Here is a 24,211-nt window from a genome sequence, read left to right as displayed (position 1 = left end):
ATGCTGTCGGTCGAGAATGTCGATCTGAGCTACGGCGCGGCACAAGTGCTATGGAACGTGAGCCTGGAGGCCGCGCCCGGCGAGATCACTTGCGTGCTGGGTCGCAACGGCGTCGGCAAGACGAGCCTTTTACGCGGTATCGTCGGCCATCAGGCCGTCGGCAAGGGCCGGGTCATGTGGAACGGCAAGGACATCTCGAAACTGCCGCCCTTCGAGCGCGCCCGGCGCGGTATCGCCTATGTACCGCAAGGGCGCGAAATCTTTCCTCTGCTGACGGTGAGAGAGAACCTCGAAACGGGTTTCGCGTCGCTCAAAGGCGGCCGACACAAGATTCCCGACGAAGTGTTCGAACTCTTTCCGGTGCTGAAATCCATGCTGTCGCGACGCGGCGGAGACCTTTCCGGCGGCCAGCAGCAGCAACTCGCGATCGGGCGCGCCATGGTGGCCGCACCGGAAATCATGATCCTCGACGAACCCACCGAAGGTATCCAGCCCTCCGTCATCAAGGATATCGGACGGGCGATCACCTATCTGCGGGATTCGCGCAGCATGGCAATTCTTCTGGTGGAACAATATTTCGAATTCGCCTGCGAGCTCGCCGACCGTTTCGCGGTGATGGACCGCGGACAGGTCGTCGTTTCCGGCGATCAATCCGGCATGATGGATGAGAATGTACGCAAATATCTTACGGTCTGATGCGGAGGAGAACTTCCCCAGCCCCTCGCCTCCGGAAAGGTCATCCGGTTCCGTCTTTCAGCGCGGTCGCGGCGAAGCCCGTCTCGTCTTTTCGATGCGGCACGGACAAAGCCTTGCAACGGAGCGCTTTCAGTCCGGCACGATGAAACTGCGTTTCCCGCGCGTCGGCCCCGGCCTGCCACCGGAAGCGGTGCTGGTCAATCTCGGCGGCGGCATGACGGGCGGCGACAGGCTGGATATTGCCACCGAACTTACGCGCAGTACCTCCGCAACGATCACCACCCAGGCATGCGAAAAGATTTACCGCTCGCTCGGCGACGACGCGCTCATCAGGACCGCTCTTCATGTCGATGAAGGAGCCAGGCTCGACTGGTTGCCGCAGCCCGCCATTCTTTTCGACGGCGCGCGGCTAAGGCGTGAAACCTATGTGACGCTCGCAGCCGATGCCGGCTTTCTGGGCGTCGAAGCCAATATTTTCGGCCGTACCGCCATGGACGAGACAGTACGCAAGGGTGCGTTGGCGGATAGCTGGTTCATCCGCCGCGACGGACGCCTCATCCATGCCGACCGCTTTCATATCGACGGCGATATCGACGCACTCCTGAAACGCCCGGCCATTGCCGGCGGGCATCTCGCCACGGCGACGCTGCGCTATGTCGCGCCGGATGCGGAAGACCGGCTGGATGAAATGCGCGTGCTTCTCGAATCCCTCCCCGACCACGTCGCAGCAAGCGCATGGGATGGAATGCTGATTACCCGTTTCGTGATGGCGGACGGACATGCGCTGACCAAGGCGCTTTGCCATGTGCTGACCGGATTTCGCAAGACGCCGATGCCGCGCAACTGGATCATCTGAGGAAAGTCTTCATGCAACTGAGCCCTAGAGAAAAGGACAAACTCCTGATTGCCATGGCCGCCCAGGTCGCGGAACGGCGGCTCGCGCGGGGCGTGAAGCTCAACTACCCGGAAGCGATCGCACTCATCTCCAATTTTGTGGTCGAAGGCGCCCGTGACGGGAGAAGCGTCGCCGAGCTGATGGAAGCCGGCGCGCATGTCCTCAGCACGGAGCAGGTCATGGAGGGCATTCCGGAAATGCTTCACGACGTGCAGGTGGAAGCGACATTCCCCGACGGCGTCAAACTCGTCACCGTTCACAACCCGATCCGCTGAGAGGTCCGACATGAACAGCAAACCCCGCCTGCTTGCCGCAACAACACTCGTTCTCACCATTTCGCCGACGGCCGCCTTCGCGCATCCGACGATCTTTCACACCACGCCGCTGATGGCCGGGCTCGCCCACCCCTTGAGCGGTCTCGACCACATCCTCGCCATGGTGGCGGTCGGCATGTGGGCGGCACAGCGGGGCGGCCGCGCACTCTGGGCGTTTCCCGCCGCCTTCATAGGCATCATGATCGTGAGCGGTGTGGCAGGCATGGCAGGCTTTGCGCTGCCTATGGTGGAACCGGGCATCGCAGCCTCCGTCCTGGTTCTGGGACTTCTCGTGGCGAGCGCGGCGCCGCTGCCGGTCTGGGCCGGATCGGCGGCTATCGCGGTCTTTGCGGCCTTTCACGGCAATGCACACGGGCTTGAAGCCGGCCACCTTCACAATGCCGGTCTCTATGCGCTCGGCTTTGCCGTTTCGACGGCGTCTCTTCACGCAATTGGCATCGGCGCGGGACTTGCCACGCGTTCCGCGCGGATGGAGACCGCCCTGCGGGCAGGCGGCGCGGGTATTGCGCTCGCGGGCGCGACCTTGTTCTTCGCATGAGGGAGGCACGCATGATCCCCGGTGAAGTCATTCCAGCGGCAGGCGAGATCACCCTCAATGAAGGGGCGGAGACGCTGATGCTGACGGTTGCCAATAGCGGTGATCGACCCGTGCAGGTCGGCTCGCATTATCACTTCTTCGAGGTGAACAACGCTCTCCTCTTCGAGCGGGAGAAAGCACTCGGCATGCGGCTCGATATTCCGGCTGGCTCCGCGATCCGTTTCGAGCCCGGCCAGTCGCGAGACGTGACGCTGATCCCGCTTTCCGGCGGACGCACCGTCTACGGCTTTCAGCAAAAAATCATGGGACCACTATAGGAGCCGCATCATGGCCGTTACGCTCTCTCGCGCGCACTATGCCGACATGTTCGGCCCCACCACGGGCGACAGGGTCCGCCTGGCGGATACCGATCTCTTCATCGAAGTGGAAAAGGACTTCACCATTTATGGCGAGGAAGTGAAGTTCGGTGGCGGCAAGGTAATCCGTGACGGGATGGGCCAGTCTCAAGTCTCTCGGGCGGGCGGCGCGGTGGACACGATCATCACCAACGCGCTGATCGTGGATCACTGGGGCATCGTGAAAGCCGATATCGGTCTCCGGGACGGGAAGATCGCCGCCATCGGCAAGGGCGGCAATCCGAATACGCAGCCCGGCGTCGACATCATCATCGGCCCCGGCACGGAAGTAATCGCGGGCGAAGGCAAGATCGTCACCGCAGGCGGCATCGACGCGCATATTCATTTCATCTGCCCGCAGCAGATCGAGGAAGCGCTGATGTCCGGCATCACCACCCTGCTGGGCGGCGGCACAGGGCCCGCCACAGGCACGAATGCCACGACCTGTACGGCCGGGCCGTGGCACCTGATGCGCATGATCCAGGCTATAGACGCCTTCCCGATGAATATCGGCCTTGCAGGCAAGGGCAATGCGTCGCGCCCGGACGCGCTCATCGAGGAAGTGCGCGGTGGCGCCTGTTCCCTCAAGTTGCATGAGGACTGGGGCACGACGCCTGCCGCCATCGACTGCTGCCTCGGCGTCGCCGACGAATTCGACGTTCAGGTCATGATCCATACGGACACGCTGAATGAAAGCGGTTTCGTGGAAGATACGATCGCCGCTTTCAAGAACCGCACCATCCATGCCTATCACACCGAAGGCGCGGGCGGCGGCCATGCACCGGATATCATCAAGGTGTGCGGCCTGCCGAACGTCATCCCCTCCTCCACCAATCCGACACGGCCCTATACGGCGAACACGTTGGAAGAACATCTTGACATGCTGATGGTGTGCCACCATCTCGATCCATCGATCCCGGAAGATGTCGCCTTTGCCGAAAGTCGTATCCGCAAGGAAACCATCGCGGCGGAAGACATTCTTCACGATCTCGGCGCCTTCTCCATCATCTCGTCCGACAGCCAGGCCATGGGCCGCGTCGGCGAGGTGCTGATCCGGACCTGGCAGACGGCGGACAAGATGAAACGTCAGCGCGGCGCGCTGCCGGAGGAGACCGGCGATAACGACAATGCGCGTGTGAAGCGCTATATCGCAAAATACACGATCAATCCTGCGCTCGCCCAGGGCCTGAGCCGGCATGTCGGTTCGCTGGAAGTCGGCAAGCGGGCGGACATCGTTTTGTGGGACCCCGCCTTTTTCGGCGTGAAGCCCGCCATGGTGCTGCTGGGTGGCAGCATTGCCGCTGCGCCCATGGGAGATCCCAATGCATCGATCCCCACACCGCAGCCGGTGCATTACCGGCCCATGTTCGGCGCCTATGGCCGGAACAGGACGGAAAGCAGCGTCACCTTCGTTTCGCTGGCCTCGCTGGATGACGGACTGGCGGAGAAGACGGGTGTCGCAAAGACGCTCCTCCCCGTCTCGGGCACGCGAACCGTCTCCAAATCCGACATGGTGCACAACTCTCTCATGCCGCAAGTCGAGGTCGATCCCGAGACCTATGAAGTGCGCGTCGATGGCGAACTCATCACCTGCGAGCCTGCCACACAACTTCCCATGGCCCAGCGCTACTTCCTTTTCTGAGGAGACCCCGAATGAGAGCGCATGAAATCATCAAAGACTGGACCGGCGAAATTGCGGACCGCGTGGTGCTCGACTATGAGGGCCGGCACCGGCGGCGGATTGCGCTGACCACGGAACGCGGGGTCGGCTTCCTGCTCGATCTTCCCGATGTGCCGGATCTGCGTGATGGCGATGCGCTGCGCCTGACGTCAGGCGAGGTGATCGCGGTCAGCGCGGCGCCTGAAGCATTGATGGAAATACGATGCCGGGATGCGCTGCATCTGGCGCGCATGGCCTGGCATATCGGCAACCGGCATCTCGCCGCGGAAATCGGCGAAGGCTTTTTGCGTATCCGTGCCGACCATGTGATCGCGGAAATGGTGAAAGGCCTCGGCGGCAAGCTGGAAATGCTCGAGGCCCCCTTCAATCCCGAAGGCGGCGCCTATGGCGCGCATATCCCGGTATCCGGGCACGACCACGGTCATTCTCATCATGAACATGGCCATTCGCATGGATAGCAGCGCGCTCTACCGCCTGATGGCCTGGCTTTCGCCTTCCTATCCGGTGGGTGCGTTTTCCTATTCACACGGACTCGAATGGCTGGTCGAAGACGGTTCCATTCGGAGTTGCGGCAGCATGATCGAATGGATCGAAGACATCCTCCTGCGGGGCAGCGGGCGAAACGACGCCATTCTTTTTGCCTGCGCCTGGCACGCCGCCGCGCAGCCGGACATGGAGAGCCTTCGGGACGTGCGAGACCATGGAAATGCCCTCACCGGCAGCGCGGAGCGTCAGCTTGAAACCCACGCACAAGGACGCGCCTTTTGCGACATCACGCGACGTACATGGACGAGCCCGACGCTCGACCGGCTGCTGGCGGGAAACCGGATTCCCGTTCCCTATCCCTTTGCGGTGGCTGTCGCTTCCTTCGATCACGACATCGCGCTGGAGCCCGCGCTCGGCGCCTATCTGCATGCTTTTGCGGCCAATCTCATCTCGGCAGGGTTGCGCCTCGTGCCACTCGGCCAAACGGATGGTCAGCGCGCCATGATCGCTCTCGAAGCGACAATCGACGATCTCACGCAAGAGGCCCAACGCCTCGACCTCACCCATCTCGGCAGTTCGGCGCTGATAGCCGACATGGCCGCGATGAAACATGAAACCCAATATACGAGGTTGTTCCGCACATGAGTACATCCCCCCATGGCCCGCTGCGTGTGGGCATTGGCGGCCCGGTTGGTTCCGGCAAGACCGCTCTCATGGAAGCACTCTGCAAGAAACTGCGCGATGCATACGACATCTGCGCGATCACAAACGACATCTACACGCAGGAGGACGCGAAAATACTGACCCGCACCGGAGCGCTGCCGCAGGAGCGCATCATGGGTGTGGAAACCGGCGGATGCCCGCACACCGCAATCCGCGAGGACGCGTCCATCAACCTCGCCGCCGTCTCCGATATGTGCGAGCGCTTTCCGAATCTTGACCTGATCCTGATCGAATCCGGTGGGGACAATCTCGCTGCCACGTTCAGCCCGGAACTTGCCGATCTCACGCTTTACGTGATCGATGTTTCCGGCGGTCAGAAAATTCCGTCGAAGGGAGGTCCGGGCATCACACGCTCCGATCTCCTCATCATCAACAAGACAGACCTTGCCCCATTCGTCGGCGCTTCACTTGAGGTGATGGATACCGATACGAAACGCATGCGCGGCGAGCGACCCTATGTCTTCACCAATATGAAGTCGGGCAAAGGCATCGATTTCATCGCCGACTTCATCATCCGACATGGCGGGCTCGAAATCGTTTCCCAGATGCAACACGAGCAATAGGGAGTTATGCGCGGAGGCGGCTTCTCTGTCTGGCCACGATGTCTTCATGAACCGCCCGCCTTGAAAGTCCTGTCAGCCCGACTCCAGGACATATCCTTCGGGCGGCATGCGGGCGATGAAGTGGCCCTTCACGCCTTCCGGCCATCCGCGGAAGGGCACGATTCCTTCCTCGCTTTCCCGATAGGCGCGGAAGAAAGCGAGGATTGCCTCCGCGGATTCGCGGTCGGGCGTGAAATTGCCGAGAACATAGCCGATCTTGCCAGGTGCCCTGAGATGAATGGTACAGAAGCGGGAACAGGCAAAGAGACAGGGCATGCGTTGCAGCGAGACACGGCCCGAGGAATCTTCAGCTTGCCCTGCGAGTGCCTCGAGTTCGCGGTACAGCAACTCGCCGCCACGCTCGCCTTTCTCATTCTCGCGATTATCCGCGTCATGCCGGCACGTACTGCACACGACGATGGACGCCTCTCTCTCAACGCTTTGCATCGGCATCGCTCACTCCTCACACCGGGTCGGATTTTGCACCATGTTCCAGGCAGCGCCAGGGAAGCACATAGTCCTCGCCCGCATTGCGCCCGTGCAGCCCTTCGATGGCATAGGCAGCTTCCAGATTCGGTTCGCTCAATACGTCTTTCGGTTCTCCGTCCGCGACGAGCCTGCCATCGCTGAGCAGCAGGAGGCGTTCGCAGAAACGCGCTGCGAGCGGCAAATCGTGCAGCACGACGATGACAAGGCGTCCTTCCCCGGCAATGTCGCGCAGGAGGTTCATCACCTTGATCTGGTGAAAGGGGTCGAGCGAGGCAATCGGCTCGTCGACCAGCAGCACCGGACTTTCCACGGCCAGGGCGCGCGCCAGCATGACCCTCGCCCGTTCGCCGCCGGAGAGCGTACTCACGTCGCGATCGAGGAACGGTTCTATGTCCGCCTTGTCGATCGCGCGCTGGACGGCGGCCGCATCGGCCTCGGCCATGGAAGACAAAGGGCCGAGGTGGGGAATGCGCCCGAGCGCCACGACCTGAAACACATCCAGCGCCCAGTGCACCACATGACCCTGGGGCATATAGGCGATGCGGCGGGCCAGTATCTTGCGGTGGATGTCGCCGACGGGCTCCCCATCGAGGCGAATCCTTCCCCCGCCCGCGGGCTGCAGCCCGGCGATCAGCCGGGCCAGCGTCGACTTGCCGGCGCCGTTCGGCCCGATGAGGCCGATCAACCGGCCTTCATCGACGGTGAAGTCGATATCGCTCAGGATTTTCTTACCCGCGATGGAGAAGCCGACCTTCTCTACTGCGATCTCCGTCATCGCATCGACCCTCCGACCTTGAACAGAAGATAGAAAAAGAAGGGTGCGCCGATCAGCGACGTCACCACGCCCAGATGAAGCTCTGGCCCGCTGTTGGCCAGCAGCCGGACGCCGATATCGGCGGCTGTGAGAAGACAGGCCCCGGCCAGTGCGCTGGGCAGCAGCAGACGGCTCGGCATATGGCCCGTTACAGGGCGCAGGAGATGCGGCACGACAAGCCCGACAAAACCGATGGTGCCGGCGACGGCGACGCCCGCTCCCACCGCGGCACTCGTTCCGACAATGGCCAGGACCCGCAGGCGGCGAAGATCCACGCCAAGGCTTTGCGCCCCTTCCTCGCCAAGGCTCAATGCATCGAGCGCGCGGCCCGAGGACATCAACACGGCCGAGCCGATCAGGATGAAGGGCAGCGCAAGATTGACCTCGTAGAAGCTGCGATCCTTCACCGAGCCCATGAGCCAGAAGAGAATTTCCGACACCGCCCAGGGATTGGGCGAGAGGTTCATGGCGAGCGACGACAGCGAAATCGCAAAGCCGCTGATCGCGACGCCCAGAAGGATCAGCGTCAACACACTGCCGGAGCGCGCCGCGACGATATAGAGAATGATCGTGGCTATCGCCGCCCCTGCCATCGCGCTGGCCGGCAGGGCGAGCGGCCAGGCCATGCTCCACCCGAAATAGAGCGCGATCACCGCGCCGAGCCCCGCGCTGGAACTGATGCCGATAATACCCGGCTCGGCGAGCGGGTTGCGCAGCAGCCCCTGCAGCACGGCGCCGGCTAGCCCCAGCGCGCTGCCGATTGCCATGCTCAGCAGCGTGCGCGGCAGGCGAAGTTCCCAGACGATCGTCTGCAGTTTTTCCCCCGCCGTTCCCGTCAGGGCGGCGAGCGTATCGCCCAGCGACAAGGACACATAACCGATGCCGACCGAGACGAGAAACAGCACAAGCAACAGCGCTCCCAGCGCGGCGTTCAACTGCCAGTTCGCGCGGCGGCGGCTTGCGAGACGCATGGTAAGACTATCCGCCGTCACGGCTCATCTCCCTATCATTTGATCCGGTTTCCCGATGCGCACGGGCGAGGAATTCCACCGCGTTCACAAGAAGCGGGCTCGAGCAGGGCCACAACTTGCCGGGAACCTGAACCAGCGTTCCCTTCTGCGCCAGCTCCCAGAAGACCGGGTTGTAGCGGAACAGCCCCCGCACGGACTGGTAAGGCGTGTCGAAAAAGCTGGTGACGAAAACATCGGGCGGCGTCATGACCGCCTGTTCCAGAGGAAGCGTCCCCCAGCCTTTCTTGCCGAGATCGCGTTGCAGGTTCCGAAAACCCGCGGCGCGAATGGCGTCATCCACGAAGGTGCCGGCCCCTGCGCCGCCGCCGTCGGAACGAAAGTAGAGCGCAACGGGTTGTGCCCCGCCCTGCGCGCTGCGCGAAACCGCTTCCACGCGCTTCTTCATCCGCCCGACCAGACGGTGTCCTTCGGCTTCGCGCCCGAGCTTTTGCGACAGGGCAATCACCGTCTCTTCGACATCGCCGATGGTCTCGCCGAGCGGCAACTCGAAATAGTCGATCCCGAATTTCCGCAGGATGCGTTTCAGTTGCGTGTCGCCATAGGCATTCAGCACCACAAGCTCGACATCGGAGAGGATCAGTTCCTCGACCGATCCGCGGTTCCGTGGAAAGGAGGCCGCTCGCTCCTTCACATAAGACAGGGGCGACATGGACTGATGGCTCAGCGACACGACCTGTCCCGGGTCGGCCAGCATCATCAGATACTGGTCGCCGCAAAGCGAAACGGAAGCGACCTTAGGCGGGCCCGCCGCACAGGCAGCGCCCGCTCCCCAGCAGAACAGGACAAGCCAGAGCCCCGGCCATATGAGGGCCCGTTCAGCCACTCCCGAACCCCTTGCCTTTTCGGTCGAGCCCGTCCGGCTCGCACCCCGTATAGGCAGGCAGGAACTTCTCCCACATGGCAAGGCGGGACCAATCCGGCTTATCGGCGATCCGGTCTTCGTCCGAGATGAAGGGATTGGGGAAGAAGAGCGTGATCTGCGGCGTCGCATCGCCGTTGAACATACGGAACCCCCAGGTGACCGGGTTCCCTTCCTTGTCGAGCCCGCGATAAAGTTCCGCCCGACTCGGGCGACGCTGTACGATGAGTTCCGGCTGGTTGGGCGATTGCGCGGAGCCGTAATTGGTTCCCAGGCAAAGATGGAAATGGCCGCCCCGCCCCCAGTGAATGGTCATATAGCCGCCGCCCATGGAAACGCGTTCGGGCTTGCCCGGGCATTTCAGTTCATAGGCCGCGCCCGGAATGAGCGGACCGAACGTCAGCTCGTGATAGTGGTTTTCGAAGGCGTCGCGCAGCAGCTTTTCCAGAAACGCCTCTTCGACGGGAAGCGACCAGATATGCTCGACGACGCGTCCTTCCTCGTTCTTCTTTTCCGCTCTCGGGGTGGGTTGCATGTTGCTCTCTCCTTCCGCGGTAAAAAATGGGGCGGGCGCAAACAGCGCCCGCCCGCTCTCGTCAGAACCGATAGGTCAGACCGGCATAGAAGGCACGGTCGGACGTGCCGTAGCCGTATTCCGTCTGGTACTCGTCATCGAGAAGGTTCTCGATACGGGCCGTGACATCCAGATTGTCGAGCAGGCTGTAACGCGCGGCGAGCTTGACGACGAAGGGATCGTCGAGACGCACGCTGTTGCTCCTATCGCGCGTGTCGATCCGATGAAGGACGTTGAGGTTGACATTCCCGCGTCCATCGAACAGCGCGTAGTTCACATTGAAATTGACGCTGTGGCGGGGTGCGTTGTCGTAGCGCTCCCCGGTCGCATCCTGCACGACGTTCCAGGTATAGGCGACGTTCACGCGCAGATCGGAGTTCACCATCCAATCGGCACTCGTTTCAACGCCACGCGAGCGCGACTCGCCGGGCTTGTTGAAATAGTTCGGCGTCATCGTGCCGTATACGCCCTCGAACTGGATTGCGTTCTCGGTATCGATATTGAAGTAAGCGACGGACAGGAACATATCGCCGCCGAACAAGGACTGGTCGATCCCTGCGTCCCAGCTCTTGCTTTCCTCCGGCGTCAGGTTCGGGTTGCCGAAGTTCGGGTCGCCGCAGCACCTGCCATAGAGTTCGAACAGGCTCGGGGCTCGGAAACCGGTCGAGTAGCTTCCGCGGATCGTGGTTCCCGTATCGGCGAAACGATAGGCCGCCGTCCCCCGATAGGTATCATGCGTTCCGTAGGCTTCATGATCGTCCAGTCTCGCGCCTACCGACAGGAAGAGGTTCTCGACGGGGCTAAACTGGTACATCCCGAACAAGGCGTTCGTCCAGATATCGACACCGGCCGGACTGGTATCGGATTCATAGCTCTCTTCGTTCCGCTCGACGCCGACGATGATGATATTGTCCGGGTCGAAATTGAGCGTTCCCTGGAAGTCATATGTCACTCTCTCGCCGACATAGTAGTAGGCCGGAGCGCCGTTATCGAAGCCGTCGCGCTTGGAATAGCTGTAGGCGACGCCCGCTTCGCCCACGAAGAACCGGTCTTTGGTTTCAAAGGTGACCGCCCCTCGGCCGGAGTACTGGAGGTAGTCGTCGCCCACATCGGGATCGTCGCCATAGGGACCGCTGGACGCATCATAGTTCAGGGTTCCTTCCGCGTAGCGAAAATTGCCCTTGATGCCGATACGGTCCGTCAGCTGATAGTCCAGTCGACCGAGCGACGAGAAATTGTCGTAGTCTTCACCCTCGCTGTTGCCGGGCAAATTTTCGTCCGCGGCGGAGAAACCGCTCGTATCGAGATATTGCGCGCTGACGTTGATGCCTCCGCGGTCGTCGTCGAAGCCGCCGCGCACGCCGCCGCCTACAAGGTAGGTGTCATAGCTGCCGATTTCGCCGAAAGCGCTGCCCTTGATGTCACCTCGCCCGCGTTCTGTCACGATGTTGACGGCACCCGCAACGGCCTCGCCCCCGTAAAGCACGCTCTGCGAGCCGCGCAGAACCTCGATCCTGTCGATCCCTGCGGTCTGAAGCTGCGAAAAGTCGAAAGCCGTTTGGGAACGGCTCGGATCCGACACTTCCACGCCGTCGATGAGAACCGAGGTATAATGTCCGGGCATGCCGCGCATACGCACGGTGGAGTCGGTACCTTTCGCGCCGAACTGCGAGACGGAGATGCCCGGCGTCGTAGTCAACGCATCGAGCACCTGGCGCGTCTGTTGTTCTTCCATCTCCTCTTTCGTCACGACGGAGATGGAAGACCCCGTCTTTTCGATCTGGGTGGGTATCTTGGTGGACGTCACGATGATCCCGTCCGTGTCCCGGTCGGTATCGTCCTGTGCATGCGCCGGCATCGCCAATGCGATACAGGCAAGGGCCGTCGCGCCCATCAGCGCGCGGCGGAAAACAGTCTGGTGCATAATCTCACCCCGTTAGGCAGGCCTAAGCCCCCGATTGACCAACGGGTGAGCACAAAGTTCACAATTTCGGACACGGCATAGCCCGCCGCGGAATCCCCTGCGCTCAACCCAGTTACGGTTGTCGCCACTACGGGTTTCCGCTCCTTCGGCTAATCCCGGCCAAAGGGGGGGCGACGCAGGCAGCAGGTCTCCTGACTTTCGGATCATCGCCCTGACCGTGCCTTCCCAAAGCATGACGCTTCAGTGGCTTGTTACGGTGGGCTCCCCGATCACAGTTGCGGGTACAGTCCCGGATTTGCCGAATCTCGGCTCACCGGATTCCCTTTTATCCCTTGCGGGCACTACCTGCGCGGCACATTACATATGAGGCATATGTCGGGCAACAGTCTTTTAAGGTGATATTTTTTCAGAACATTCGTCTCTGCCGCATCAGGAGATAAATGAAAAAGGGAATGCCGAAGAAAGCCGTGACCACACCCAGTCGCAACTCGCTCGGCGTCGGCAGCAGACGGACGAAACTGTCCGATAAAGTCAGCAACAACGCCCCCGCTATCGCGGAAGGAAGCAGCAAGCGCGAGGGCCTGTGCCCAACCACCGGCCGAAGAAGATGGGGGACGACCAGGCCGACAAATCCGATGGCGCCGCTCACCGCGACCGCCGCGCCGACACCAATGGACACGCCGAGCACGATCCAGGCCTGCAACCTGCGCATGTGGATTCCCATGCTTTCCGCCGCCTCTTCGCCCAGAGCGAGTGCATCGAGCGCATTGCGCTGGCTGTAGAAAATCGCCCAGGCAATCATCATCAGGGGCAGCGAGAGCCCGACATGCATCATGCTCCGGTCTTCGAGCGACCCGAGAAGCCAGAACGCTATTTCCGACATGGCGAAGGGATTCGACGACAGATTGAGCGCCAGCGATATGCATGCGCCTGCCAGAGATCCGACGGCGAGCCCCGCGAGAATAAGCGCCACTGCGGTAACGCGGCGGCGCATCATGCCGAATACGCAGGACAATGCGAGAAGCGACATACCGATGGCGAGCCCGGGGAGGATCAGCGGATACCGGTTTGCATATCCGAAATAGAGCGCGATCACGGCGCCGAAAGCCGCCGCATTCGACGATCCGAGTACGGAGCTGTCGGCCAGCGGATTTCGCAGATACCCTTGAAGGACCGCGCCTGCCATGGCCAGTGTCGCCCCCACCCCCATGGCGAGCAGCAATCGTGGCAGGCGGATTTCCAGAACGATCGCGCGATGGACCTCGGTCGCCTGCCCCGCCAATGCAAGCAGCACCTCGCCCGGCGATATCGACACAGGCCCGACGAGCAGCGCCCCGAGCCCGACAATGACAAGGAATGATATGAGAACGGCCCAGACGGGCAGCCGCTTGATGTTTCGACGTTCACTTGCAGATTGCGCGATAGACACAACAGACCTCGTCCAGATCGGCCCAGCTCATTGACAGAGCATCCCGTCACGTCAAGTGTCCCGGGATTGTGATAAGAACACCGGTGTATCCGGTATCGACGAAAGAAAGAGACGCGGCGTGCGCCTAAACCGTTTTACATTTCATGTCCTGTTCCTTGCCTGTCTTACCACCGTCACGCAACGCCCCGCGCAGGCGGAGACATATCAACGGATCGTGTCGCTGAACCTTTGTGCCGACCAATATCTGCTGGCCCTCGCCGACCCGTCCCGGATCGCGGCGCTGACGACCTTTGCGCAAGATCCGGGCATATCCTTCCTCGCCGACAGGGCCGAAGCATTCCCCACGGTTCCCAGCGCGGCGGAAGCCATCATCAAACTCGACCCCGACCTCATCATCGGCAGCCGCTTTCGCGATACCGACACGAAAACCATGTTGCGGCGCCTCGGATACAAGGTCGTCGAAATCGAACGTACCAATACCGCGCAGGAGATGGCCGAGCAGACGCGCCGGATGGGCGACATTCTCGGCTCGCCGGCGCGGGCGCGCGAATTGATCGGGCAGATCGAAAAGGCGGCTTCGGCCGCGCCGCTTCCGGGCGATGCGCCGAGCGCGCTCGTTTACCAGAGAAGGGGCTACATCTCCGGCTCCAAAAGCATAATCTCCCATGTCATGCGATATGCGGGCCTGCGCAATGAAGCGGAAAAGCTCGGCCGTTCTTCCATTTCGCGCATCTCGCTGGAGGAACTGGCAGTCACCCGCCCCGACTTCCTCATTCTCGACACGGAAGCGCTCGGTAAAGGTGACATCGGCTCCGAGGTTCTTCATCATCCGGTTCTCAAGCGCCTTTTCAGAAAGGAGCAGGTCATTCGCATGCCCTCCGCATTGACGGTGTGCGGCGGGCCGTCGTTTCCCGCGGCGGTCGATTTTCTGCGACACGCCATCTCCCGCGTCCGGACGACGGACGGCTAGAATTCGATACCGGCCTGCGCCTTTATGCCCGCCCGGAAAGGATGCTTGATCTCCTTCATCTCCGTCACGAGATCGGCGACCTCCATCAGTTCTTCCTTCGCATTCCTGCCGGTAATGATGACATGCGTGTCGGCCGGTTTGTTCCGAAGCGTCTCCAGAACTTCATCCATCGGCAGATAGTCGTAGCGCAGAACGATATTGAGTTCGTCGCACAGCACCATGCGGTAGGCGGGATCCTCGATCATGGATTTTGCCTGGGCCCAGGCGCGCTGGGCGGCGGCAACGTCCGCTTCCCTGTCCTGCGTATCCCATGTGAAGCCTTCGCCCAGTACATGAACCTCGACGAGATCGGAAAAAGCCTCGAACACCGTCATCTCGCCCGTTTCCCATGCACCTTTCACGAACTGCACGATGCCGGTTTTCATGCCATGCCCGATGGCGCGGCAAACCATGCCCATCGCCGCAGTGGACTTGCCCTTCCCCTTGCCGGTATGCACGGCGACGAGACCCTTCTCGGCCGTCTTGCCCGCCACGATCCTGTCATGGGCGGCCTTTTTCTTTTTCATTTTTTCATTATGGCGGGCGGTGCGTTCTTCTTCTGTCAGAACCTTACTCATCAAGCGCTCCTTTGTGAGGAAAGGGTGTCGAGTGTCGCGGCGACCGAATTGCGCTGCGGGCGCCACAGCTCGCGCCGAATGGCCTCGTCGAACCGATCGGCAATTTCGCGCATCGCATCCGGATTGTTCTCCCACAGGAAGTCCCGCACCGTTTCGTCGCCCAGATAGGCATCGAAGACGAGATCGAAATGGTGATCGGCGACCGCGCTCGTGGAGGCAGCGAAGGCGAAGAGATAGTCCACCGTCGCCGCCATCTCATAGGCACCCTTGTAGCCATGGCGCATCGCAGCCTCGACCCATTTGGGATTGGCGGCGCGGGCGCGAACGACGCGGCCGATCTCGTCGGCGAGCGTCCGGACCTTCGGCGTTTCGGGACGCGAGTGATCGTTGTGATAGATCACCGGCTCGGCGCCTTTCAGCTCCGCCACGGCCGCGGCCATGCCGCCCTCGAACTGGTAGTAGTCATCGGAGTCGAGAAGGTCGTGCTCGCGATTGTCCTGGTTCTGCACGATGGCATCGACGCCGCTCAGGCGCGCCTCGAAGCTCCGGCGGGCGTTTTCGCCTTCCGCACCTTCGCCATAGGCGTATGCGCCCCAGGTAAGATAGGCCTCGGCGATATCGGCCTTGCTGTCCCAGACGCCTTCATCCATCAGCACCTGAAGTCCCGCGCCATAGGCGCCGGGCTTCGAACCGAAGACCCGGAAGCCTGCCTCCTTTTCCGCGTCGGCGCGGTCCACTCCCGACGCCACTTTCTCATTCACCTCGCGGGCGTAGCGCGCGGCCAGCGGGTTGTCGGCCTCGTCTTCCTCGAGTCGCATGACAGCTCGGAAAGCGGAGGAAAGAAGGTCCGTCTGCGCGGGAAAGGCGTCGCGGAAAAAGCCGGATATGCGGAACGTCACATCGACGCGCGGGCGGCCGAGCTTTGCGACCGGCAAGATCTCGAAGCCCGTCACGCGGCCCGAGGACAAGTCCCATTGCGGGCGCGCGCCGATCAACGCCAGAGCCTGCGCGATATCGTCGCCGCCGGTGCGCATGTTCGAGGTGCCCCATGCCGAGAGCGCCATCGCCACCGGCCATTTTCCGTGGCGCTGGCGATAATCCTCTACCAGCAATTGCGCCGAGCGCCAGCCCAGCGTCCAGGCCGTCTGTGTCGGCACGGCGCGACTGTCCACCGAATAGAAGTTCCGGCCGGTCGGCAGAACTTCGGGCCGCCCTCTCGTCGGCGCGCCGGACGGCCCCGGCATGACGAAACGCCCGTCGAGACCGCGAAGCACGGCGGCGAGTTCCGCCTCGCCGCAAGCCGCCAGATCGGGGGCTATCGTCGTTTCGATGCCGCGCAGCACCTGCGCCGTGGCCGGCCAGTCCGGGGGGCAGTTTTCTCCGCCCGACACAAGAGCCGCCGCGAGCGCTTCCAGCCGCTCGAGCGTGTCGCCATTGCTGCGCCAGACGCCCCCGGCGCGCGTCCCCAACAGGTCGGGCTTCGGGCCCCCGTAAAAATCGCCCAGTTCGCAATCAAGCGGGTCGAAGCCGGCGAGTTCGAGATCGGCGGCGAGCGCGCGCAGGAGGGAAGCGTCCTCGCCTTCCCCTGCCTCGCGCGGCGTGCGCGTCAGGGCGACCAGCGTATCCGTTCTCAGCCTGTCCGTGGGCGAACGGCCGAAGACATGCAGCCCGTCGCGAATCTGCATTTCCTTCAACTCGCAGAGATAATTGTCGAGTTTGGAAAGAGCGTCGTCCTCGCCGGCGTCCTCATCGAAGCCGCAATCCCGGTCGAGCCCGGCGGAACGGGCGAGGTCCAGTATCTCCTTGCGCAAAAGTTCCATGCGCCGCGGATCGACATTGGCGGCTTCGTAATATTCGTCCACCAGCGCTTCGAGATTGCGCAAGGGACCGTAAATCTCCGCTCGCGTCAGCGGCGGCGTCATGTGATCGATGATGACGGCCTGCGCGCGCCGCTTGGCCTGCGTCCCCTCGCCCGGATCGTTGACGATGAAGGGATAGAGATGCGGCAAAGGACCGAACACCGCATCGGGGAAACAGTTTTCCGACAGGGCGATGGATTTGCCGGGCAGCCATTCCATCGTGCCGTGCTTGCCCATATGGATTACGGCATGAGCCCCGAACGCCTCCCGCAGCCAGAAATAGAAGGCGAAATAGCTGTGGGGCGGCACAAGGTCCGGATCGTGATAGGTGCCCTTGGGATCGATATTGTATCCGCGCGCAGGCTGAATGCCGACAACCACATTGCCGTATTCGATGGCCGGCAGACGGAATTGCTTTTGATCCCCCGCCCCCGAAACGAAGGGGTCGTTCTCCGGCGCGCCCCAGAGCGCGACAACATCCGCGCGGACTTTGTCCGGCAGGGTTTCGAAAAAACGCCGATAGGTATCGAGATCGAGCCCAATGCCGCCTGCCCGATCCGCCCGTCCTTTCAGCGCATTGGTCGGCCCTTCGATCAAGGCCTTCATCAGTGCATTGCCGTCATCCGGCAGGACACCGGTCGTATATCCCTGCGCCTTCATGCTGCGCAGCATGACGAGCGTGCTCTGCGGCGTATCGAGGCCGACGCCATTGCCGATACGGCCGTCCCGATTGGGATAATTGGCGAGAACGACCGCCACCTTCTTTTCGGCGACGGGCGTCGCGGCAAGCCGCACCCATCTTTCAGCCAGCGCGGCGACAAAGGCGACGCGGTCTTCCACGCAGCCATAGCCCACCACCGGACATTGCGCCGTGCTGTCGAATTCCATCTCGGCCTTGAAACCGATGGCACGGGTGACGATCCGTCCATCGACTTCGGGCAGGGACACGTTCATGGCGATATCGCGCGCAGAAAGCCCGCTCAGCCCTTCGCGCCATTTGGTCTCATTCTGCGAGGAAAGGACCACCTGCAGCACGGGACAATCCGCCTTTTCCAGCACGGAGGCGCGGCGCTGCCGCCCCGGCACGGAAACGGCAAAGCTCGTCAGGTTGAGTGCGACCGAGGGTTTCACCTCGTCCATGCGCTCTTCCAGCAGGGTCTCGCAAAAAGGATCTTTCAGGCTCTGGACGAAAACGGGGAGCGGATTGAGGCCCTGTCCGCGCAGCGCGTCGACAAGAACATCTACCGGTTGCGTCGTGCCCGACTGGACAAGCGACCGGTAGAAAGTGACAAGCGCCACGGGCGCGTCTTCCATCCATTGCGCCCGGATATCGTTCATGGAAGGCCGGTCGAGACCCGGCCAGTAAAGCCCGGCATTGAGCAGCGGTGCCGGCTCCTGCCAGTCGCCTCCTTCGGCGGGGTCGATGAGTGCGTGCAGGTAGCGCAGAAAACTCGTGGCGTTCGCGACACCGCCATAAGCCAGATAGGACCAGAGCCGCGTGTAGCACTCGTCCGCCACACTGGACCAGGAAGCGAGTTCGCCGTCCGGTTTGTCGTCACCCGGCACCACGGCAAGCGGGATATCGCGTTCGGCGCAGACACGCCGGATTTCCGACAATCCGTAAGGCCAGTAGCGCGATCCGCCGAGGAGCCTTACGCAGACGAAACGCGCATTCTCGATCACGTTTTCCACATAGAGGTCGACAGAGAGATTGTGCTGAAGCTGCAGGAAATTGGCGAGGCGCAGTTCGGGAAAATTCTCCCCCAGCGTCTTGCGCGCGGCCACCAGCGATGCGAGGTCGGAATCCGCCGCCGACAGAACGACGATATCCCCCGCCGTCTGCCCGAGGTCCACCGCCTCGGAGCCATCCGAAATGTCGCCGGGCTGGACCGCGAGCAGATGCATCAGCCGATCGCCTCGCGCAATGCATCGCGGGTCTCGGCCTTGTTTATTCCCTTTTCACCAATCACGACAAAGCGCGAGCGTCGCGCCTCACCCTCCTGCCAGTCCCGGTCGAAATAATGCTGGATGCGGGGGCCGACCGCCTGAACGGCAAGCCGCATTCCGCTTCCCTCAACGGCAGCAAACCCTTTCAGCCGCAATATGTCGTGCGTTTCCAGCACCGGCCGGAGCGCATTCGCCAAAGAACCGGCATCGGCAATCTCGCCCGCTTCCACCACGAAGCTTTCGAAATCGTCATGGTCGTGATCGTCTTCCGCGTCGTGATGGGAAGGACGCGCATCGAGGTCTCCTTCCACTGCGAAGGAAAGTCCCAGCAGGACGTCCGCGCTGACAGCGGCGTTTTCGGAACGGAGAAATTTCACGCTCGGGCGTACTTCTTCCCGCAAGCCGTTTTCCAGTTGGTCGAGTTTTCCCGGTTCGACGAGATCGGCCTTGTTCATGATGACCATGTCGGCGCAGAGAAGCTGATCCTCGAAAAGCTCTTCCAACGGGCTTTCATGGTCCAGCATCTCGTCGGCCTGGCGCTGCCGGTCCACGGCAGCTTCGTCGCTTGCGAAACGGCCTTCCGCCAGCGCGGCGGAATCGACCAGCGTGATGACGCCGCCGACCGTTACCCGCGTGCGGATTTCCGGCCAGTTGAAGGCTTTCACCAGCGGCTTCGGCAAGGCGAGGCCTGAGGTCTCGATCACGATGTGGTCGGGGAGCGGTCGCCTCTCCAGCAATTTCTGCATCGTGGGCAGGAAATCGTCTGCCACCGTGCAGCAGATACAGCCATTGGCGAGCTCCACCACATCGTCCTCGCCGCAGGTTTCCTCCCCGCAGCCCTTCAGCAAATCGCCGTCCACGCCGACATCGCCGAATTCGTTGATGATGAGCGCAATGCGCCGCCCGCCCGCGTTTTGCAGCAGGTGACGGATCAGCGTCGTCTTTCCGGAGCCGAGAAAGCCCGTGACAACGGTTGCAGGTATCTTGCCGAGAGGTTCGCCTGTTTCGCTCATTCCATGCCTCGCGTGATGCATCGGACAGGAATGGCGGGGATTTCCGAAGTCGGATACCGCTCCATGGAGCAGGCAACAGAAACCCGTGCGCCGTTTCGCCCCGCCCGGGCTCTACGGTGTTCATCAGGCTTCAGGCCGGTATCCTGGCTTGCACCGTTTTCTTCCGGGCTTCGCCGCCGCCTTCCCGGTTTCCCAGTGGCGATCGTGACGACTTTATCCCGGCCGGTGCTTACAGTTGCGGGGGCAGCCACGGCCTTGCGATTGCGCGCGCACCGTGTTCCCGTTTAGGCGTTTTCGCCCACCTGGAAGCCATTTGCTGGTAAACCATCCCCCCTTTGGTGTCAAACGAGCCCCTCGTCGTCGCATGATTGTTTTGTCTCTTACCGGACCTGCTCTCGCCTTTCTGGCGCTCGCCGCGGAAGGTGCATTCGGCTATCCGCAGGCATTGTTTCGTGCGATCGGCCATCCCGTGACCTGGATGGGGCATCTCATTTCCGCTGCCGAACGGCAGCTGAACCGCGAACGCATGGACGACGGAAAACGGTTCGCAGGCGGATGCGTTCTGGTTGTCCTGCTTCTTTCCATCTCCGTCGCTTGCGGCCATGCCTTGCATCTGTTTCTCGCTTCCCTTCCTTTCGGCTGGATCGGAGAAATACTGATCGCAAGCGCATTCGTCGCCAGCCGCAGTCTTGCCGAGCATATTCGCGACGTGGCCCATGCGCTGGACGATGACGGGATCGCAGGAGGACGGATAGCGGTTGCGAAGATCGTCGGGCGCAATCCGGCCGACCTCGACGAGCATGGCGTGTCGCGCGCCGCCGTGGAAAGCCTTGCGGAGAATTATTCGGACGGTATCGTTGCGCCGCTTTTCTGGTGCGCGGTGGCGGGTCTTCCCGGCCTCATCGCCTACAAGGCCATCAACACGGCGGACAGCATGATCGGACACAGAAACGCGCGCTATGAATATTTCGGCAAGGCCGCCGCGCGCCTGGACGATCTGGCGAACCTGATCCCGGCACGGGTTTGCGGCTGTCTTGTCGCTGCAAGCGCGCAGCCCGCACACCGCATAGGGCACCCCTTCTCGATCATGTGGCGCGATGCGGGGAAACACCTGTCCCCCAATGCGGGCTGGCCGGAAGCGGCCATGGCGGGCGCGCTCGATATACGTCTCGGGGGCCCTAGAAGTTATGGCGCTGTTCGGACGGAGGGTGCCTGGCTGGGCGACGGCAAGGCGGACCTGACGTCCCGCGACATTCGTAATGCCCTCCACATCTACAGGCGGTCATGGGTCCTTCTCGCTCTCCTGCTTGCCTTCATCGCAGTGTCGATCGGGATGACCGTATGACAAACATGCTCGCCCATGGGGGAGAGATGGACGATCTGCGCAGCGCGTTCCCAGACGCGCTGCGGCCGTTCATCGACCTCAGTACCGGGATCAATCCATGGCCCTACCCCGTCGAGATCGGCGACGACGCATGGGCACGGCTACCGCAACGACGCGCCGAAGCGCTGTGCCGGGAGGCCATGGCCGCCTATCTGGGCGCGTCGCCGAGGTCACTTCTTCTTACCCCCGGTACCCAGATTGCCATTTCACTGCTGCCGCTTCTCGTTTCGCGGTCCCGTATCGCCATCGCGTCCCCCACCTATGGCGAACACGCACAGGCATGGCGCGCGCACGGACATGACGTCACGGTTTTCAACATTGGCGACCTCGCCGATATGGAAGCGGATATCATCGTCGTCACCAATCCCAACAATCCGGACGGAAGGCCGACCGCCCCCGACCGGTTGCTCGACCTTGCGCGGCGGCAAGCGTCGAAAAACGGGTTTCTCGTCGTCGACGAAGCCTTTGTCGATGTCGCGCCCGAGTTGAGCTTGGCCGCGCATGGCAGCATGGAGGGATTGGTCCTGCTGCGCTCCTTCGGCAAGTTTTTCGGGCTTGCCGGGCTGCGGCTCGGCGGAGTTCTGGCACCCGAGACGTTGCGCCAAAGGATGGAAACGGCTTTCGGTCCATGGGCGGTAAGCGGGCCGGCGCTTGCCGTCGGCGCCCGCGCCTATGCCGATACGGACTGGGTGTCGAATATGCGTCAACGCCTGTCGGCAGCCGCGAGGCAGCTGGATACGTTACTGGCCGCGAACGGGGTTCATCCCGTCGGCGGCACATCGCTTTTTCGGCTGGTCGCCACACCCGGCGCGACGCAACTTCACCGTCACCTCGCTTCGTGCGGCATCCATGTACGACGTTTTCCCTATGACGAAACATGGTTGCGTTTCGGCCTTCCGCCCGACGACAACGCAATGCGACGGCTTGCGGCAGCTCTGGAGAGTTTCGCATGAGTGCCGCGCTGATGTTTCAGGGCACGGGGTCGGATGTCGGCAAGTCGGTACTCGTTGCCGGGCTTGCCCGCGCCTATACGCGACGCGGGTTGCGCGTTCTTCCCTTCAAACCGCAGAACATGTCGAACAATGCCGCCGTCACCGCGGATGGCGGGGAGATCGGTCGTGCCCAGGCATTGCAGGCGCTGGCCTCCAACGCCGAGCCGCGCATCGACATGAACCCCGTCCTGCTGAAGCCGCAAACGGATGTCGGCGCACAAGTCGTCCTGCACGGGCGCGCCATCGGCAATGCCAGCGCCATGGACTATCACGCGCTGAAGCCGAAGCTGCTTCAGGCAGTGCGCGAGAGCTTCGACCGCCTTTCCGCCGAGGCCGACCTCGTGCTGATCGAGGGCGCCGGGAGCCCGGCGGAAACCAACCTTCGCGCGAACGACATAGCCAATATGGGGTTTGCAACGGCGACGGACACGCCCGTCATCCTGATCGGAGATATCGACCGCGGCGGCGTCATCGCAAGCCTTGTCGGCACTCATACCGTTCTGTCGGATGAAGACCGCGCGATGATACGCGGCTTTCTCATCAACAAGTTCCGGGGCGATGTTCGCCTGTTCGACGAGGGGCTGCGCGACATCGAACGACGTACCGGATGGCCGGGTATGGGCGTAATGCCCTGGCTTGCCGCCACGTCGAGGCTACCGGCGGAGGACGCCGTAACGCTGGAACGGCAAGACGAAACGCGGCGAAGCGTCTTCCATATCGCCGTGCCCATGCTGTCGCGGATCTCCAATTTCGACGATTTCGACCCGCTGCGTGTCATGCCGGAGATCGAGCTCACTTTCGTGCCGCCGGGCAAACCGGTGCCGCGGAACGCCGATCTCATCATTCTGCCCGGCACGAAAGCGACGATCTCCGACATGCATTTCCTGCACGCGCAGGGCTGGGACATCGACATCAAGGCGCATTGGCGACAGGGCGGCGGCGTGTTCGGCATTTGCGGCGGCTACCAGATGCTCGGCACCCATATTCACGACCCGCATGGCATTGAAGGAGAGACGCGCAGCACCGAGGGGCTGGGACTTCTCGACATCGAAACGACATTGCAGCCGGAAAAGCATCTGGGTCTCGTAACCGGAACGGATGCAGGCGGCGCTTCGCTTACCGGATATGAAATTCACAATGGCCGCAGCGAGGGCGCCGATACGTCCCGCCCGGTTTTCATGCTGGAAGGCCGCCCGCATGGCGCGCGCTCCGCCGACGGTCGCGTTGCCGGATGCTATGTACACGGTCTTTTCGACAAGGCCGGCTTTCGGCAATCCTTCCTGCACTCGATGGAACTCGCCGCAACGGGGAGCGCCGACCATTTGGAGAATGTCAGCTCCGCCCTGAATGAGATCGCGGATTCCATGGAGCGCCATCTCGATCTCGATGCGATGCTCAGGATTGCCCGGGCGGCGCCTTGAGCACAAGCGGCAGCCCCGCCATCACCGCCACCGCGCCGTCCGCCCGCCCCGCGATCCGCTGATGCATCCGGCCCGCCTCGTCGCGGAAGCGCCTCGCCATCTCGTTATCCGGCACGATGCCCCATCCGACTTCGTTCGAGATGAAGACGACACGCGCCGCACAGGCCGACATGGCCATGAGAAGATCGTCGACGGCCGCCTGCACATCCCTTTCCGCGGCCATAAGGTTAGATAGCCAGAGGGTCAAACAATCCACCAGCACGACGTCGCCCTCCCCAACCCGGCTGCGCAATACCTTCGCAATGGCCAAAGGCTCTTCAATCGTGTGCCAGCCCTCGCCGCGGCGCGATTTGTGATGCGCGATACGCTCCTGCATTTCGCCGTCATGCGCTTCGGCCGTGGCGAGATAAATGTGGCGCGCTGCGCTCTCCGCCACGATGCGCTCGCCATAAGCGCTTTTGCCGGAACGGGCACCCCCCAGAACGAGAAGCGAAAAGGGCCCTCGGTCGGGCAAATGGATCGCGGACATCTCTTACG

Annotated in this window: 23 protein-coding genes, 1 pseudogene and 2 riboswitches; of the genes and pseudogenes, 13 read left to right on the top strand and 11 right to left on the bottom strand. The window is 62.3% G+C overall.

What is annotated here, in order from left to right; genetic code table 11:
- The 9 genes and pseudogenes from urtE to ureG all read left to right on the top strand — a co-directional run bounded on the left by urtE (position 1) and on the right by ureG (position 6,312).
- A complete protein-coding gene (gene urtE / locus FHS78_RS11225) occupies positions 1–696 on the top strand; it encodes an urea ABC transporter ATP-binding subunit UrtE (RefSeq protein WP_167094252.1) in 696 nt (231 codons plus the stop codon).
- 142 nt (positions 697–838) lie between these two features.
- Positions 839–1,552 (top strand): urease accessory protein UreD, encoded by a 714-nt coding sequence (locus tag FHS78_RS11220; protein WP_167094250.1) that lies wholly within the window; start codon positions 839–841, stop codon positions 1,550–1,552.
- Positions 1,553–1,563: 11 nt separating this feature from the next.
- A pseudogene (locus tag FHS78_RS11215) lies at positions 1,564–1,863 on the top strand (urease subunit gamma); the annotation flags it as partial.
- A 13-nt stretch (positions 1,864–1,876) separates the two neighbouring features.
- Positions 1,877–2,464, top strand: a complete 588-nt coding sequence (locus FHS78_RS11210) for a HupE/UreJ family protein (RefSeq protein WP_167094246.1) — start codon at positions 1,877–1,879, stop codon at positions 2,462–2,464.
- Between the two features lie 11 nt (positions 2,465–2,475).
- Positions 2,476–2,781: an urease subunit beta gene (locus tag FHS78_RS11205; protein ID WP_167094244.1), complete on the top strand. Its 306-nt coding sequence runs from the start codon at positions 2,476–2,478 to the stop codon at positions 2,779–2,781.
- A 10-nt stretch (positions 2,782–2,791) separates the two neighbouring features.
- Positions 2,792–4,501 carry an urease subunit alpha gene (gene ureC, locus FHS78_RS11200; protein ID WP_167094236.1) on the top strand — a complete coding sequence of 570 codons (1,710 nt, stop codon included), beginning with the start codon at positions 2,792–2,794 and terminating at the stop codon, positions 4,499–4,501.
- Between the two features lie 11 nt (positions 4,502–4,512).
- Entirely contained in the window at positions 4,513–4,998 is a 486-nt protein-coding gene (locus FHS78_RS11195) for an urease accessory protein UreE (RefSeq protein ID WP_167094234.1), read from the top strand.
- The gene (locus FHS78_RS11190; protein ID WP_246220456.1) at positions 4,925–5,671 is read left to right on the top strand and encodes an urease accessory protein UreF; all 747 of its coding nucleotides are present in this window, start codon (positions 4,925–4,927) and stop codon (positions 5,669–5,671) included. The genes FHS78_RS11195 and FHS78_RS11190 overlap by 74 nt, the downstream gene beginning before the upstream one ends.
- A complete protein-coding gene (gene ureG, locus FHS78_RS11185; RefSeq protein ID WP_167094232.1) occupies positions 5,668–6,312 on the top strand; it encodes an urease accessory protein UreG in 645 nt (214 codons plus the stop codon). The genes FHS78_RS11190 and ureG overlap by 4 nt, the downstream gene beginning before the upstream one ends.
- Positions 6,313–6,384: 72 nt before the next feature.
- Here the strand turns inward: ureG and FHS78_RS11180 are convergent, their stop codons facing one another.
- The 7 genes from FHS78_RS11180 to FHS78_RS11150 all read right to left on the bottom strand — a co-directional run bounded on the left by FHS78_RS11180 (position 6,385) and on the right by FHS78_RS11150 (position 13,471).
- Positions 6,385–6,804: a DUF1636 domain-containing protein gene (locus FHS78_RS11180; protein ID WP_205305288.1), complete on the bottom strand. Its 420-nt coding sequence runs from the start codon at positions 6,802–6,804 to the stop codon at positions 6,385–6,387.
- A gap of 10 nt (positions 6,805–6,814) precedes the next feature.
- Positions 6,815–7,615 carry an ABC transporter ATP-binding protein gene (locus FHS78_RS11175; protein WP_167094230.1) on the bottom strand — a complete coding sequence of 267 codons (801 nt, stop codon included), beginning with the start codon at positions 7,613–7,615 and terminating at the stop codon, positions 6,815–6,817.
- Positions 7,612–8,646 (bottom strand): FecCD family ABC transporter permease, encoded by a 1,035-nt coding sequence (locus tag FHS78_RS11170; protein ID WP_343041964.1) that lies wholly within the window; start codon positions 8,644–8,646, stop codon positions 7,612–7,614. The genes FHS78_RS11175 and FHS78_RS11170 overlap by 4 nt, the downstream gene beginning before the upstream one ends.
- A complete protein-coding gene (locus FHS78_RS11165; RefSeq protein ID WP_167094228.1) occupies positions 8,633–9,508 on the bottom strand; it encodes an ABC transporter substrate-binding protein in 876 nt (291 codons plus the stop codon). The genes FHS78_RS11170 and FHS78_RS11165 overlap by 14 nt, the downstream gene beginning before the upstream one ends.
- On the bottom strand, positions 9,501–10,079 hold the full coding sequence (locus FHS78_RS11160; RefSeq protein WP_167094226.1) for a DUF7676 family protein: 579 nt from the start codon (positions 10,077–10,079) through the stop codon (positions 9,501–9,503). Before FHS78_RS11160 ends, FHS78_RS11165 begins: the two co-directional genes overlap by 8 nt.
- A gap of 61 nt (positions 10,080–10,140) precedes the next feature.
- Positions 10,141–12,042, bottom strand: a complete 1,902-nt coding sequence (locus tag FHS78_RS11155; protein WP_167094223.1) for a TonB-dependent receptor plug domain-containing protein — start codon at positions 12,040–12,042, stop codon at positions 10,141–10,143.
- Positions 12,043–12,206: 164 nt separating this feature from the next.
- Positions 12,207–12,403: riboswitch (cobalamin riboswitch) on the bottom strand.
- Between the two features lie 45 nt (positions 12,404–12,448).
- Positions 12,449–13,471 (bottom strand): FecCD family ABC transporter permease, encoded by a 1,023-nt coding sequence (locus FHS78_RS11150; protein WP_343041963.1) that lies wholly within the window; start codon positions 13,469–13,471, stop codon positions 12,449–12,451.
- 214 nt (positions 13,472–13,685) lie between these two features.
- Between FHS78_RS11150 and FHS78_RS11145 the strand changes: the two genes are divergently transcribed.
- A complete protein-coding gene (locus FHS78_RS11145; RefSeq protein WP_167094222.1) occupies positions 13,686–14,441 on the top strand; it encodes an ABC transporter substrate-binding protein in 756 nt (251 codons plus the stop codon).
- Here the strand turns inward: FHS78_RS11145 and cobO are convergent.
- From cobO to cobW, 3 genes are read right to left on the bottom strand one after another with little or no spacing between them, the layout of a single operon-like run.
- A complete protein-coding gene (gene cobO, locus FHS78_RS11140; protein ID WP_167094220.1) occupies positions 14,438–15,058 on the bottom strand; it encodes a cob(I)yrinic acid a,c-diamide adenosyltransferase in 621 nt (206 codons plus the stop codon). The genes FHS78_RS11145 and cobO overlap by 4 nt on opposite strands.
- The gene (gene cobN / locus FHS78_RS11135) at positions 15,058–18,822 is read right to left on the bottom strand and encodes a cobaltochelatase subunit CobN (RefSeq protein WP_167094217.1); all 3,765 of its coding nucleotides are present in this window, start codon (positions 18,820–18,822) and stop codon (positions 15,058–15,060) included. Before cobN ends, cobO begins: the two co-directional genes overlap by 1 nt.
- A complete protein-coding gene (cobW, locus tag FHS78_RS11130) occupies positions 18,822–19,877 on the bottom strand; it encodes a cobalamin biosynthesis protein CobW (RefSeq protein WP_167094215.1) in 1,056 nt (351 codons plus the stop codon). The genes cobN and cobW overlap by 1 nt, the downstream gene beginning before the upstream one ends.
- 116 nt (positions 19,878–19,993) lie before the next feature.
- A riboswitch (cobalamin riboswitch) is annotated at positions 19,994–20,198 on the bottom strand.
- Between the two features lie 43 nt (positions 20,199–20,241).
- Between cobW and cbiB the strand changes: the two genes are divergently transcribed.
- Genes cbiB through FHS78_RS11115 form a run of 3 tightly spaced genes read left to right on the top strand, consistent with a single transcriptional unit; the run spans position 20,242 to position 23,674 of the window.
- Positions 20,242–21,222 (top strand): adenosylcobinamide-phosphate synthase CbiB, encoded by a 981-nt coding sequence (gene cbiB / locus FHS78_RS11125; protein ID WP_167094213.1) that lies wholly within the window; start codon positions 20,242–20,244, stop codon positions 21,220–21,222.
- Positions 21,219–22,214, top strand: coding sequence for a threonine-phosphate decarboxylase CobD (cobD, locus tag FHS78_RS11120; protein WP_167094212.1), 996 nt, complete (start codon positions 21,219–21,221; stop codon positions 22,212–22,214). The genes cbiB and cobD overlap by 4 nt, the downstream gene beginning before the upstream one ends.
- Entirely contained in the window at positions 22,211–23,674 is a 1,464-nt protein-coding gene (locus FHS78_RS11115) for a cobyric acid synthase (RefSeq protein ID WP_167094210.1), read from the top strand. The genes cobD and FHS78_RS11115 overlap by 4 nt, the downstream gene beginning before the upstream one ends.
- On the opposite strand, the gene cobU is transcribed toward FHS78_RS11115, so the two are convergent.
- On the bottom strand, positions 23,649–24,203 hold the full coding sequence (gene cobU, locus FHS78_RS11110; RefSeq protein WP_167094208.1) for a bifunctional adenosylcobinamide kinase/adenosylcobinamide-phosphate guanylyltransferase: 555 nt from the start codon (positions 24,201–24,203) through the stop codon (positions 23,649–23,651). The two genes, FHS78_RS11115 and cobU, sit on opposite strands and share 26 nt — an antisense overlap.
- Positions 24,204–24,211 lie beyond the last annotated feature (8 nt).

The organism is Parvibaculum indicum (genome assembly GCF_011762095.1).
Lineage (GTDB): Bacteria > Pseudomonadota > Alphaproteobacteria > Parvibaculales > Parvibaculaceae > Parvibaculum > Parvibaculum indicum.
This window is presented reverse-complemented; position numbering and strand designations above follow the sequence as displayed.